The organism is Mesorhizobium sp. M0052, from assembly GCF_040323255.1.
Lineage (GTDB): Bacteria > Pseudomonadota > Alphaproteobacteria > Rhizobiales > Rhizobiaceae > Mesorhizobium.
The window spans coordinates 1-13,758 of sequence record NZ_JAMYUS010000047.1 but is presented as its reverse complement, the minus strand read 5'-3'; the positions used below and the strand labels follow the sequence as shown (position 1 = coordinate 13,758).

Below are 13,758 nucleotides of genomic sequence, written 5' to 3'. Positions count from 1 at the left end.
ACCGACACTGACGGCGACAGCGCACCGGCCGGCAACCTGGTCATCAACATCATCGACGACGTGCCGACGGCGCATGCCGATACCGGCAATGTCAACGAGGGCGCTTTGCTCACCGTATTGGCGGCGGCAGGCGTGCTCGTCAATGACGTCGCCGGCGCCGACGGGGCCACGATCGATGGGGTACGGGCGGCGGGCGGCAACACCACGACAGCAGTATCGGGTGGCGTCAACACCGACATTGTGGGCCTGCACGGCACGCTTCACCTCAACGTCGACGGCTCCTACACCTACCAGTCGACGGCTCACAGCATTAACGCGAACACCACGGACGTGTTCGTCTACACAATCAAGGACGGCGACGGCGACTTGTCGACGACGACATTGACCATCAACCTGACGGACGTCAACGATGCACCGGTTGTTGCCAGCACCCAGAACTGGATGTCGAGCGACCCGGGGCAGCAGACCCTTGGCACGCCGACTTATCCCAATGGATATCCGCTGCTGGTCTCGATCCCGACGGATGCGGATGGCGACAACCTGATCGTCACCGCAACAGGGACGATCCCGACTGGGGTGTTCTACTACAACGGCGTGACCTATGTCGCCCTGACAACCGGCACCGTGCTCTACAATCCGTCCGGTGGCATCAACCTGCTGGGTAACCTGGTCTACACACCAACCGCCACGGTAACCGATACTGTCAACAAGAGCCTGTCGCTGGATGTCTATGACGGCACTGCCCATGTCACCCAAACGGTCGGCATTCATGAAGTACCGCCGACCAGTCTGCCCAGCGATACTGCGCAGGTAGGCAGTGGCAACAGTCCTCTGACGTCGGGAAATGATCAGGTCACGACCCTGGCCCTGTCCCAAGCCACGGTAAACGCCATAACCGCCGATCCTCATGGTGCGACTCTGGTGGTCTATACCGACTTTCAAGAGTCGCCCTTTAATACGCCCATTCCGTTGAACGAGCGTAATCCTGGCGTATTCGGAGACAGCAGTGCAGGATCGCACCGTGAGCAGGAAGTTCAGGTTGAGATCAGGATCGGTACGAACCGGTTCGCCGTTGTCGAAGACGATCTGACCGCCGGAACATTCGAACAGAGCTGGTTCTACGATCCGGCCACCGGCCTGATGAAGGCAACTGTCGACTACGACCATATCTTCCTTCTGGACGGCAGCGGCAACGCCACCTCCACGACGCTTGCCAGCTATTTGATCGCACACCCACCTACAGCCGGCGACTCATGGACGCTGTCTTACTTCGACAATAGTGGTGGCAATTACCAGGCGCGCTCGGTCAGCTTCTCCTTCTTCTCGCATGATCCGGGCGATCCCGGCATCACGGTGAATGGCGACGCCACATTGGCCGACCAAATCTATGGTACGTCCGGTGTCGATCATCTGTCCGGTGGCGGTGGAAACGACATCATTATCGGACGGGGCGGCAACGATTTCCTGACGGGCGGCGCCGGCGCCGACACCTTCCTGATCGGGACTGGGGATTCGACACCCGTTATAGGCGGAACCGGCAACGCCGGGACGATCACCGGCTATGACATCATCACTGACTTCGTCGCCGGGACCGACAAGTTGGCCCTGCCAGGGACTCTGGTGGCCGCCACCGCCGGCCTTGTCGACGGAGCAGGAGACTCCGTATTGACGATCGGCGGAGATACAGTGGAATCTCATTCGGTCACCAACGGCATCGCCAGTTTCTTCGGAACAGATGCCGGCGGCTCGCCGTTGGCTATCACCTCAACCGCAGCTCTCGCGGCGGCTGTCCAATATCTCATGGGCACAGACATCGGAAACGCCGGGGCGACGCTCGCATTCACGGCAACCATCTCGGGCGTAAATCATACGTTCGTCTATACCCAGACAACCACCAATGCCGGCGTAGGAGCACTGGTCGATCTCCAGAACGTCACGGTAGCGAACCTGAACACCCTGATCGGCGGATCGGTCGATCCGATTATCCTCGATCTGAACCATGATGGCTTCGCCTTCTCCGACGTCAGCCATGGCGTCCAGTTTGACATCAATGGTGACGGAACCAAAGACCAAGTTGCCTGGAACACCTCGAACGACGGCATGCTGGCGATCGACCTCAACCATAACGGCAAGATCGATGATGGCACCGAGCTGTTTACGCCGAGTTTCGGCGGCGGCCATTTCGCCAGCGGCGCGGCGGCACTTGCATCGCTCGACAGCAATCATGACGGCGTCATCGATCAATATGACGATGCCTTCAGCAGCCTGCTGATCTGGAAGGACGCCAACGCCAACGGCATCAGTGACTCTGGGGAATTGTCACACCTTGCTGATAACGGTATTACTTCGATCAGCACGACAACGACCTCCGCTGTCGGCGAAATCGATGGGCAGGCCGTGGCAAGCAACGGCACCTTCCAGCTGGCCGACGGCACGACCGGCAACTATATCGAGGTCGAACTCAACACCTCACTTGTTGCGCCCGTGGAAACGTCCGTTGCCTCCGATGGCACAAGGACCTTCACCATCGGCTCGCTCGAGGTAGCCGACCTGATCGCAGACTTCCACGATGGCGACCAGCTTGATCTTTCCTCGTTGCTCAAAGGCTTGGCTGGCGTCACCGATCTCGTAGGCGGCGGCTTCGTGGAGATCGCGCAGTCCTCGGCCAATGCGGCCAATGCCGAGGTCAAGGTCGATACCGACGGCGGCGGCGACAACTATCATACGGTCGCCGTGCTGGAGAACTACACATTCCACAGCGCCGCCGATGCGGTCAAAATTCTCTACGATGACAGCCACGGCACCAAGACGGACGTGGCCTAAGGGGCGAAAGGGACGGGGTGAGGAGCATGAACAGAGTTTTGCGAGTGGCTTTCGGGGCCGGGCTGCTGTCGATATGCGCGACAGGACTTCAGGCCGCCGACATTATCGAAGGGCCGGTGGCCGACTATTGCCGGACCGTCGGCACGTCGAATTTGGTGTTGAACGACAACATCGTCGATCTCAAGACCGAGGTGGTGAAGCTCATGGACGAGTCGGTGGCCGTCGCCAACAGCTCGGAATGGATCAATTCGTCCCGCCCCGCCTTCATCTGGGCGTCGGAAGCCAAGGTCGCCTGCGGCATGGCCTATGGCTATCTCAAGACGAACTACAAGGACGAAGACACCCTCAACAAGTGCGAGTGCTTCCACGACCGCATGGTCGAGTACATGAACTGACCGGAAGGGATCAAGTCGCGTCACCCCGTCCACTGCTCAAATCGTCGGATGAACGAACAACACCTGAAGCTGGTTACCTCGCGCGTGATATTCTCATCGAGGCTGATTTCGTGCGGATCGTTCACGGTGTCGATGACACAGCGGATCGGTTCGGTCATCTTGATCTGCTTGCGTTTTTACGCGAAGCAACTGCTCGACCCTGCGGCCTTCGCCAGATGCTGACTAAATGGAAGCCGGTTTCCGCACTTTCGCCGTCAAGCTCCGGCTTCACCACAAGGTTTTGCAGGGGTTGACGGGCGGTCCACATGGCCCGAAATATGAACGGCAATCGCGCGGCCTCATGGTGGAATGGCCCATGCGAGCGGTTTGATGACCGGGCTTGGCGGTGTCGATCGAGGCGTTCAACCGGATCGGTCGCAAAACCGCGGAGAGATTGTCGCTACCGGCGATGTGCGCGAGAGGACGAACCGATGTTCGGATTTGGCATCCCCCACCTGGTGGTCATCTTTGTGGTGGCGCTGGTTGTTTTCGGGCCAGAGGAGCTTCCAAAAGTCATGCATCGCCAGGGGCGATGATGAAGACATTCAATCGGATCGCTGGTGATTTCGGAAGTTTACAGTGACGATGCGGATGCCCTCAGCCTGGTCCGAGCGCTCCATCCTGCAATCATCTTCGCGCCTACGCCGCGGTGGTATAATTCCTTGTCGCCGTAGGCGATGTACCCGACCAAGTCCTTTCGGCCGCCCAGCAATACCTAATTTTGCTCCACAACCCATTTGTTGTAGGGGCTTGGGCCTGATGATTATCTGGTCCTGCTGTTTTGCCGGTCGCGGTAATTATCGAATGACCAGAGAAAATATTGGTCAACCGCTATGGCGACGAACAGGAAAATAGCCAGCGCGGCAATGCCTGAGAGCCAGTATCCGGCACCCAATCTGTAGGCAGATAGGCCGGTCGCCGCTGCAGCCAGCCCCGCGAAATAGGCATCATACTGGTAGAGCAATTTCAGCGTAAAATTTCTCATCGATCGTTTCTACACCAATCCCTTGTTCCCAGGAAGGTTCAGGCGTGACGACATCGCATCGCGCCGATGGCCCAGATCGCTAGACCTTCCGACTCGACACCGACTTGGTTCTGGTCGCGTGCTTAGCAATGAAAGTCTCGATCGGACCGGTGAGAATAGCTGCCTCGCTCTTGATCTTATCTTCTTCCCATAGCCACCACTTTATTTCCAGCAACTGTGCAATGACATCAGTAGGGAACCGACTGCGGATGACTCGTGCACGATTGCCGGCGACTATTGAATACGGCTCGACAGACTTGGTGACCACGGAGCCGGCACCCACAACGGCGCCATCGCCAACGGTCACGCCTGGCAATATGATGGCGCCGTGGCCAATCCAAACATCGTTGCCAATCGTAATGCCTCCAGGCTTTCCGGCGTTGGGTATCGGCTCAGGCTGCTTCAGGAGGCGGCTATAAATCGGGAATGAAGTGGCACTCTTTGTCTGGTGTTGACCAGTACACATGAAGAGGACTTGGCCAGCAACTGAGCAGAAGCTCCCCACGTCTAGGGGAGATTCACTAGTTGGGAAAAGCACCTTCCGCCAAGTGACGCCATAGGTGTGGCGGCCGACAGAAACATGCTCGGGCATTTTCGCACGTGCGTCCCGAATCCACTTCGAAATAGCCGACATTCTTCGATCCGCCTCTGCCGAATGGCATAGCCGGAAAACACGCATCAACACAACCCAAGAGGAATTGTAATGGCAGTTTCCCGTGAGAAGGAATCGCTTGCCAAGGTGCTCGCGCACGAAGGCGACTATTCAAAACAATAAGAATGATCCTGGTGGCCCAACATTGAAGGGCGTCACCCAGCGCGTCTATGACGCTTGCTGGGTCGGCAAGGGCCAGACAAAGCGCTCGGTCAAAAGCGTCACGACCGACGAGCTGAACGAGATTTACGACCGGCTCGTTGCCGCGAACGGCTTCTTCTTCCCGGCGGAATTTTTGTGGTCGCCGTTCGCGGTAGCGGGTGGTCGAACTTCAATGCCCGCATCAAATTACTTGGTCGTGCCCAGCGTTCGGCTCCCGCGTTCCGCCGCGAAAACCATCAGGTCCTCGACGGGGAATTCAACGTAGTACTGGCCGGACGGAAGGGCATCGCGGGAATAAGTCCGGACCGTCAGGTCATTGCCTTCGAAAATCACCTCGTGCCGGTCGCCGAGGAAAAGGCTCTCGACGCAGGTCATGGCAATACGCCCCGGGCCGTCCTTCCCGGACCACGTCACCCGCTCAAGCCGGACGAGTGCGGTGACTTTGGTGCCGACGGTCAGCTCCTCCTGAGCACTGCCCACGAGATGGATGCCGTTCGCGACAATTTCCGCACGGTTGCCCTTGATGGCGGCGACCACGCCGTCAAGGCGATTGCTGGCGCCCATAAACTCTGCTGCAAACAGACTCTTCGGCCTGTTGTAGATTTGTTTGGGCGTTCCGTCCTGTTCGATCTGGCCGCCATTGAGCAGCAGGATGCGGTCGGCGAGCGCCATCGCTTCGACCTGGTCATGGGTGACGCACAGTGCCGATAGGCCGAGATTGGTGATGAGGCGACGCAACCAGATCCGCGCTTCCTCGCGCAGCTTGGCGTCCAGATTGGACAGCGGCTCGTCGAGCAGGATCACGTTCGGCTCGTAGACCAGCGCGCGGGCCAACGCGACGCGCTGTTGCTGCCCGCCGGAGAGCTGGTGCGGATAGCGCTCACCTAGTTTGCCGAGGCCTATGCTGTCCAAAGCCTTCTGGACGCGGCTGGCAAGATCCGCCCGAGACACTTTGCGCAGCTTCAGCGGATAACCCACATTCTCCGACACCGTCCGGTGCGGCCACAGCGCATAGGACTGGAATACCAGCCCGAGACCGCGCGTTTCCGGCGCCAGATTGATGTTCTGCTCCGCGTCGAAAAGCGGCCTGTCACCGAGCAGTATCTTGCCGCGGTTGGGTGTTTCCAGACCGGCGACCGCTCGCAAGAGCGTCGTCTTGCCGGACCCGGAGGCGCCAAGCAAGGCGACAATCTGGCCTGGTTCGACCGAGAAGGACACACCTTTCAGGATCTCGAGGGTGCCGTAACTGAGGCGCAGGCCGTCTATGATGATGTCAGTCATTGAGGCGGACTCCAAAGCGCATCGCTACGGCGAGACCGGTTACGATGATGACGGTGTTGATGACGGCGAGAGCGGAGACCAGATCGATCGCGCCGGTGCCCCACAGGGAAACCATGAGCGAGCCGATCACTTCGGTTCCCGGCCCGAGCAGATAAACGCCGGTCGAATATTCACGCGCGAAGATCAGGAAGATCAGCAGCCAGGCCGAGAACATCCCGCCACGGATGAGCGGCAGCGTGATGTCCCTGGCGACCCGGCCTTCGCTGGCGCCAACTGACCGGCCGGCCTCCTCGAGTTCCTTGCCGATCTGCAGGAGCGTTCCGGAAATCAGTCGCATGCCATAGGCGAACCAGACAATGGTATAGGCAAGCCACACCGAGATCATCGTGGCACGCAGGGGCGCGATCGGCTTGAAGAACAGAAAGATCCACAGCATGGCGAGGCCAGCCACAATACCCGGCATCGCCCGCGGTATCATGGCCACGTAGTCGACGACTTTGGTCAGGGGTGCGTTCGAGCGGTGACCGGCGAGTGCCACGGCGGTATAGGCCGCGATCGAAGCCGCACCGCCGATGACCGCAACACCGACCGTGTTGACAATGGCGCTGACAACATTCGGATAGTCAGCGAGATCGCGATAGTGATCTAACGTCAGCACCTCGAAGATGTTCACCCCGACGCCCCAGCTTGTCACCAGCGAGCGAATTGCGACGCCGCCCACCGGTATGATCACCGTGGCCGCGAACCATGCCACTACGAGCGCGAAGGCCGGCCAGCGAAGCGCGCCCAGCCGAATGGGGTTGTGCCGGCTGCCCTTGCCCTTGACAGACACATAGCGGCTGGCATTGCGCAGCATGTAGCGCTGCAGCACCACCAGCGGAAGCGCGATCATGATGATCGCCACCACCACTACGGCCATCAACTGGTAGGAAGGAACCCCGAGCTTGTTGGTGAGCTTGTAGAGATAGGTGGCGAGAACCAACACCCCTTCCGGATCGCCAAGCACCAGTGGCAGGCCGAAAAGTTCGAAACCAAGGAAGAACACTAGAACCGCCGCATAAAGCACCACCGGCATCACCATGGGCAGCGACACGCTGGCGGCGACGCGCCAGGGGCCGGCGCCGACGATACGTGCCGCCTCTTCCAGGTCGGCGCCGACATTGCGCAGCGCCGCCGACGCATAGAGATAGACATGCGGGACATGGGTGAGCCCGGCGATAATCGCGATCGATGTCACCGAATAGACATTCCAAGGCACGTAGCCAATCACCGACTTGACCGCCAGCGAGACGAAGCCGACTGGTCCCAACGTCATCACATAGCCGAAGGCCAGCACTACCGCCGACATGAACACCGGGATGAGGATGATCGGCTCCAGCCAGCGCTTGCCCGGCACGTCGGTACGCACGATGATGAACGCCAGCAGGATTCCCACCGGAACGGCGATCAATGTCATCCCCACCGCGAGCTTGAGCGAAGTCGTCAGCGCCAGCCAGAAATCCGCATCTGCAAGGATGAAGCTATAAGCCTTCAGCGACAGATGCGCGGTCTTCTGGAAGAACGGGCCGGACAGAAAACTCTGGTAGATGATCAGCGTTACCGGCGCCAACACCACCAGGATGGCGAGGAGATTGGTGCTGACACGAAAGACGCGGAAGGGCATGATCGCCTCGAACAAAGCCGGGGGCCGTCCGCTAGCAAGAGCGCAAGCGCGCCGTTCCGATGGTTCTTAACAGCAAGAAAGGCGGAAGAGCCGATTGTGGCGGCACTCCCGATCAGGCGATTACTCGCCCTTCATGGCTTTCTGCCACTCGTTGAGGAACGCCAGCCGTGTCGTCTCGTCCAGGCCTTCGAGCAGTTTGTCGTCGAGCGCGATCGGATGAACATTTTCGCCGGCAGCGGCCTTTATGGACGCCAGCGTGGTTGCCCCCTCAACGTCATCACGAACGGCATAGAGCTTGATGTCGTTGGCGATCAGCTTCTGCGCGCGCGCCGACAGCAGATAGTCGACGAACAACTTCGCCGCATTGGGATCCTTGGCTTCCGCTGGAATGACCGTGGCGCGGGTGGTCACTAAAACATAATCCTTGGGGATTATCACACCAAGGTTCTCGTCCTTGGCCTGTTTGGCGAGGCCATACGAGCCGAAGATGCCGTAGGCGATGGAATGTTCGCCAGACGTGACCTTCTCAATCATCGAGCCGGCGGAGCTGTAGAGCTTGATATGGGCCTTGCCAAAAGCCTTGTTGAGCGCCCAGGAATCGGTCCAGGTCTTGGCGTCCTGGTTGTAGAAATAGAAGCCGACCCCGGACTTTTCCGGATCGTAGGACGCGATCTTGCCGTCGTAATCGGCGGTCTTGCCGGTCATCAGCTTGAGCAGATCGGCGTGGCTTGCGGGAACATCGCCTTCAGGCACGAGACGCTTGTTGTAGACGAAAGTCACCGGGTCGGCTGTGGCACCATAGATCATGCCCTTATACGACGCCCAGGCCGGAACGTGAGCCGCCTCGACGGATTTGTACTCCTGCGCATAACCGTCTGCGGCAAGTTTGATCTGCAGATCCGGAGCCGAAGACCAGGCGACATCCGCCGTGCCTTGGCCGGAAGCGGTTTCGGCAATGACGCGATTGTAGAGTTCGGTCGAATTGAGGTCGGAATATTCTACGGCAATCCCGGGGAACGCTGCTTCGAAATCCTTGAGCAAGGGCTGGACCAGCGCCGCATCGGTCGTCGAATAGATGCTGAGGTGTCCTTCCGCGGTGGCGGCGGCCACCAGATCCTTGTAGTTGTCCGGATACCCGGCGGGAATTTCGGCAGCGGGGGCAAGCGTCGCGAAAGCGGCTGACAGCGAAAGCACGGCCGTCATCGTCGCAAGACGATTTTTCATTGAGGTCTCCTCCAAGTTCGCCTAAATCGTACCTCCTCCAGGCACAAAAGGCGAGTATCATCCTGACCTGTCACCAACCTGTCACGGCAATGTAGAGGTTTGCTCAGCCGACTTGGGCCCGATGGGTCGTGCTCAGTTTCTCGACGACAGCCGGATCGGCCACATCGACATATCGCTGAGATTGTTGAAATTTTGGAGCGGCATCCTGCGGGGTCACGGTCGCTGGCCCTGGGCACCGATCATCGACTTGCTCCAATCTTCGATGAAGCGGCGGCGCAGCGCCTCGTCCTGTACGGCAAGTAACGCAGGGCCGATGCGAATGGCGCGCGCGATACCAGACTCGCCAAGTGTTTCCGGGCCGTCCGCTCCGTCAGGCAATTGCCCATTCTCGGCGAAGAAAAAGGAACTTTCCCTCGCGACTTTCTGTCCCCGGGCTGACAGAAGGTAGTCGAGAAATCGTTTGGCAAGGGCCATACTCGGTGCCGTCTTCGGAATGAGCGCGCCACGACTGAGTATCAGCGCGTAGTCCCGCGGGACAACGACCCTTAAGTCGGAATTGTCCCTGGCCGCCGCATAGGCGTATGACCCGATCATATTGTAGCCAATATACAGGGTCCCGTTTGCAACGTCCTGAAGGGTCTCCGCGGTGCAACAACGAACCACGGTTTCCGCTCGGCTCATGCTTTCCAGAAGCCGACCGTAGACCGCGGTCGTCTGCCGCGCATCACTGAACGCCAATAGGTAGCCGATGCCCGAAAGCCGGATGTCGAACGTTCCGACCCGCCCACGATAAAAATCGATCCGCCGCCTAAGAAGATCGGCGAGTTCGATGTGGGTGCGCGGTACGTCGCCGGACGGCACGAGGCGGGCGTTGTAGACGAAGACGGCCGGTTCGTAGGTAAAGCCGAATACTTCGTCGCGCCAGTTTGCCCAGTCGGCGACATGCGCGGTTTCCGCCGACACGTGCGGCGCCGCGCAGCCGTCATTGGCGAGCTTCACGAGTTGGTCGACCGACGGCGACAACAAGATGTCGCCCAGCACCGCGCCCGTCCGACAGGCTTCGCTGGCACTCTTTTGCAAGTCGTTGGTGACATATTCAACATAGTCGACTGCAACGTTGGGGAAAACGGACTGAAAGTCCCGGATCAGGGGTTCCATCGCCACCAGATCGGTCGCGGCGTGGATCGACAGTCGATCCTTCTCCGGCTGTGGCGAAGGGAAAAATGCGCTGCTTCCTTCAGCAGCTCTTGCCGCCTGATCGACGCACAAAAGGATTGCAGCCAGTAAAGTGAATGCCCGCAATGCTCTCGCTATCATCCTGCCTTCTCTCTGGCGATGGGCAACGTCAAGGTGACGGTGAACCCTTGCGTGCGCTTCCCGCCATCCTCGCTTTTCTCGCGAAAGGTCAGCGCGCCACCGTGAGCCGCCGCCACCTCCGACGCGATGGCGAATCCCAGACCTGCGCTGCCGTCGTGAGATTTGGACGTTTCGAAGCGCTGCGTGACTCGCTCCCACTCGCTCGGCGGAATGCCCTGTCCGTCATCCTCGACCTCGACATGGGCAAGCGTACCGTCGCTGCGTACCCTGACCTCAAGGCGCGACATCACTCCGTGGCGCAGGGCATTGTCGATGATATTGACGATCGCTTCACGCAGGCTGACGGCGTCCGCAAGCACGACAGGTTCATCGTCAGGCGCCTCGAAGGAGACGATGATGTCCGGATCGATAGTTATCGGAACCGCCGCACGGAAAGCGCGCCGTGCGACGTCTGCCAGGTGGTGCGGCTGAAGCTGCACGGAATCGGCACGATGGATGACCATGGCGTGGCTGAGCAACTGGTTGGTCAGGCGCGCAAGTTCGCCGGCGCGCTGCTGTACGCGATCGAGATGCTGGCGGCTCGACTTGTCCAGCTTGGCTTGACTCAACAGATCGAGCTGCGCGGTAAGTGCCGTCAGCGGCGTTCTGATCTGGTGCGCCGCGTCGGCGATGAAGCGCTGCAGGAGTTTCACGCGCTCGTCGAGCCGACTCATGAAATAATTGATGGAAGTAACGAAAGGCCGCAATTCTCGCGGGACGACGACTGTCACGGGCGTAAGGTCTTGTGGATCACGACGGCGAAGCGTCGCTCCCAGATGCTTGACCGGTTGCAGAGAATAGCGAATGGCCACCATCGCCCCAGCCAATGCCAATATGCTCATGATTACCAGGAGGACGGTCGCTCTGAGCGTCAACTCCCCCGCGAGCGCACTGCGCGCTTCCGTGGTCTGCCCAACGATGACATGCGCCCAACCGGATACGGCGGGATCGGATAGAGCGCGAGCCACCACCGCTATGCGGACCGGTTCGCCGCGAAAACGCGCCGATTCCAATACCGGGACATCGTGTATTGCTGCCAGATCAACTTCTGTTTGCAGATCGGCATAACCTGTCAGCGTCGCGCCGGAAGGATCGATCACGCGATAGAAGATGCGGTCGCGGCTGGCGAGGCCCAGGAGCTCAAAAGCCGATACCGGCAAGTTGACGATGAGTGAACCGGATTCAACCGTAAGGCTGTCCGCCATCTGGATCGCCGCACCTAGCAGAAGCCGGTCATAGGCGTCATCGGCGGCGGTTCGCGCGTAGTACCACGCCGCACTCACCAGAAGAGCCGCGCCCAGGCCCAGCACCAGCGAGATGCGGACCGCCAGGCGCGTGAAAAGGGAAGGCTCAGCCGGTATCATCGGAAGCCAGCTGATATCCCATGCCCCGCACGGTGACGATCTGCGCCTTGGCGCCTTCCAGCTTCTTGCGCAGCCGGCCGACATAAAGTTCGATCGCGTTCTGATTGACCGGCTCGTCAAACCCAAAAAGCTGATCGATAAGTTCATCCTTGCTGAAGACGCGACCTGGCCGCGACGCCAGTATCTCAAGCAACGTCATTTCGCGTCGTTTCAATTGCACCTCGCGCCTGCCTACCCGGACCGAGCGGCTGGCGCGGTCGAGCACGACATCGCCGCACTGAACGATGTTGGTCGCCTCGCCGCTTTTCCGCCGCAGCAGAACACGGGCGCGCGCTTCCAATTCGCGGAAATCGAACGGTTTGACCAGATAGTCGTCGGCGCCGATATCGAGCGCGCCAACGCGGTCCTCTATCTCCGAACGGGCCGTCAACATCAGAACTGGGGTCGTCTTTCTTGCCTGCCGGAGCCTTCGAACGATTTCGAACCCGTCGAGGCCGGGCAACATGACATCGAGTATGACGAGATCGTAGCTGGTGAAACCGAGGATTTCTGCGGCAGCACGACCGTCCGTCTCCCAATCGACCGCATGGCCGATCGTTTCGAAGCGGCGGCTGATTGCCTCGCCAACGTCGTGCGTGTCTTCGACGAGGAGAATTCGCATGACGGAGCATTTGCACGGAAGCAGTAGCCTATCAAGTGTCGCGCTCGACAGCACCTGCGGATATCAGCTGTTCAGCTTCCAATCATCCGAACGACTGGCTGCGCCATGCCGTCTGCCTTCATTTTGATCTGCGCATACACTGTCGGCCGACGAGGGCGCATCAGGCGAGACAGGATGCCCGGATTGTCGTGACGACAAAATGCAAGCTACGATGTCGACTGTCGTTCTCGCAAAGACACGGTGAACTTTTCGCCTGCATCTTGTTGTCGTTGGCGTCGTCATTTTCATCTTTTGCCTGGTTGCTTGGCAGCGCCCTCCGTTTATCCTCGCAAACGCGGCAGTCTTGGTGGCGATTGTGCCGTTGGTCATGTGTGACGCGGCGGTTTGTTGACTGCGTTGCGCCCTTCCGGATAGCCTTTGGAACAGCTTGGCCTAGCAAATGGCTGGGTCTCGCCTGAATTGAAGAAAAACTCGCCAATTTGTCCAAGGTGTTAGTGCAGCATTGCCTTACCTTATCGCCGCTTGGAGTGTGATCGGCAATCGTGGTACCGCAACGCCGGGAGGCGACGATGCGTGTCATTTTCCGACGTGATCCGATGTTGATCGAGCATTTGCCACGCCCGATCCTCGCGCGCGGTGCTCTACCGGATTGGCTGCGCGCAATGCCCGCCACTGCCTATTCGGCGATCCACGGCCGCGACATTCGCACGCTCAAGCAGTGCCCGCCCGTTATCGATGCGATGACCTATGGCTTCATGATCCTCCTGCCGTGCGACGTCGTCGTCGACAAAGGGACCTTTTCCTGGGACTGGCAGATTCCAGACCCGGTCACTGAGAACCACCCCCGAGCGCCTTTGAGCTTCCACACGCCGGCAGCTCGCCGGCAGCCCGTTTGCCACTCCCGGTCAAGCCGCTATCAAATTCAACAGCTTCTGGACCATACAGATCGAGACGGCTGGTCGCTCTTCGCGACGCATCCGGTCAATCGCGAGGATCTTCCCTTCAGGCTGGTGACTGGCCTGGTGGATTCCGACCGGTTCAGCGATGGGGGCATCAATTTCCCGGCGATCTGGACGGAGCCCGGATTCTCTGGCGTGCTCAGGAAAGGAACTCC

At 59.5% G+C, this 13,758-nt stretch carries 13 protein-coding genes and 1 pseudogene; 5 read left to right on the top strand and 9 right to left on the bottom strand.

The genetic code is table 11. The features are described 5' to 3' along the window. Together NKJ77_RS31955 and NKJ77_RS31950 are read left to right on the top strand one after the other, a co-directional pair. Positions 1–2,823, top strand: a 2,823-nt coding sequence (locus tag NKJ77_RS31955; RefSeq protein ID WP_352536344.1) for a beta strand repeat-containing protein, incomplete at its 5' end; no start/stop codon positions are given. A 26-nt stretch (positions 2,824–2,849) separates the two neighbouring features. Further along, a complete protein-coding gene (locus NKJ77_RS31950; protein ID WP_023673611.1) occupies positions 2,850–3,218 on the top strand; it encodes a hypothetical protein in 369 nt (122 codons plus the stop codon). A 77-nt stretch (positions 3,219–3,295) separates the two neighbouring features. On the opposite strand, the pseudogene NKJ77_RS31945 reads toward NKJ77_RS31950, so the two are convergent. After that, positions 3,296–3,510: pseudogene (locus NKJ77_RS31945) on the bottom strand (ParB N-terminal domain-containing protein); the annotation flags it as partial. A 13-nt stretch (positions 3,511–3,523) separates the two neighbouring features. Between NKJ77_RS31945 and NKJ77_RS31940 the strand changes: the two are divergent. Further along, positions 3,524–3,793 carry a twin-arginine translocase TatA/TatE family subunit gene (locus NKJ77_RS31940; protein WP_352536343.1) on the top strand — a complete coding sequence of 90 codons (270 nt, stop codon included), beginning with the start codon at positions 3,524–3,526 and terminating at the stop codon, positions 3,791–3,793. Between the two features lie 227 nt (positions 3,794–4,020). Here NKJ77_RS31940 and NKJ77_RS31935 read toward each other — a convergent pair whose 3' ends face one another. Then, on the bottom strand, positions 4,021–4,242 hold the full coding sequence (locus NKJ77_RS31935) for a hypothetical protein (protein ID WP_023673607.1): 222 nt from the start codon (positions 4,240–4,242) through the stop codon (positions 4,021–4,023). 79 nt (positions 4,243–4,321) lie between these two features. Beyond that, a complete protein-coding gene (locus NKJ77_RS31930; RefSeq protein WP_352536342.1) occupies positions 4,322–4,915 on the bottom strand; it encodes a CatB-related O-acetyltransferase in 594 nt (197 codons plus the stop codon). Between the two features lie 82 nt (positions 4,916–4,997). On the opposite strand from NKJ77_RS31930, the gene NKJ77_RS31925 reads away from it, so the two are divergent. After that, on the top strand, positions 4,998–5,360 hold the full coding sequence (locus NKJ77_RS31925) for a glycosyl hydrolase 108 family protein (protein WP_245262725.1): 363 nt from the start codon (positions 4,998–5,000) through the stop codon (positions 5,358–5,360). On the opposite strand, the gene NKJ77_RS31920 is transcribed toward NKJ77_RS31925, so the two are convergent. The 6 genes from NKJ77_RS31920 to NKJ77_RS31895 all read right to left on the bottom strand — a co-directional run bounded on the left by NKJ77_RS31920 (position 5,282) and on the right by NKJ77_RS31895 (position 12,644). Continuing rightward, positions 5,282–6,376: an ABC transporter ATP-binding protein gene (locus tag NKJ77_RS31920; RefSeq protein WP_023673605.1), complete on the bottom strand. Its 1,095-nt coding sequence runs from the start codon at positions 6,374–6,376 to the stop codon at positions 5,282–5,284. The two genes, NKJ77_RS31925 and NKJ77_RS31920, sit on opposite strands and share 79 nt — an antisense overlap. After that, complete coding sequence (locus tag NKJ77_RS31915) at positions 6,369–8,039, bottom strand: ABC transporter permease (RefSeq protein ID WP_031202992.1); 1,671 nt, start codon at positions 8,037–8,039, stop codon at positions 6,369–6,371. Before NKJ77_RS31915 ends, NKJ77_RS31920 begins: the two co-directional genes overlap by 8 nt. 120 nt (positions 8,040–8,159) lie before the next feature. After that, positions 8,160–9,263, bottom strand: a complete 1,104-nt coding sequence (locus NKJ77_RS31910; protein ID WP_023682862.1) for an ABC transporter substrate-binding protein — start codon at positions 9,261–9,263, stop codon at positions 8,160–8,162. Positions 9,264–9,476: 213 nt separating this feature from the next. Continuing rightward, the gene (locus NKJ77_RS31905; protein ID WP_023673602.1) at positions 9,477–10,580 is read right to left on the bottom strand and encodes an ABC transporter substrate-binding protein; all 1,104 of its coding nucleotides are present in this window, start codon (positions 10,578–10,580) and stop codon (positions 9,477–9,479) included. Then, on the bottom strand, positions 10,577–11,983 hold the full coding sequence (locus NKJ77_RS31900) for a sensor histidine kinase (RefSeq protein ID WP_352536341.1): 1,407 nt from the start codon (positions 11,981–11,983) through the stop codon (positions 10,577–10,579). Before NKJ77_RS31900 ends, NKJ77_RS31905 begins: the two co-directional genes overlap by 4 nt. Next, a complete protein-coding gene (locus NKJ77_RS31895; protein ID WP_023673600.1) occupies positions 11,970–12,644 on the bottom strand; it encodes a response regulator transcription factor in 675 nt (224 codons plus the stop codon). Before NKJ77_RS31895 ends, NKJ77_RS31900 begins: the two co-directional genes overlap by 14 nt. A gap of 569 nt (positions 12,645–13,213) precedes the next feature. Between NKJ77_RS31895 and NKJ77_RS31890 the strand changes: the two genes are divergently transcribed. Continuing rightward, the coding region (locus tag NKJ77_RS31890; RefSeq protein ID WP_352536340.1) for a hypothetical protein at positions 13,214–13,758 on the top strand (545 nt) is incomplete at its 3' end.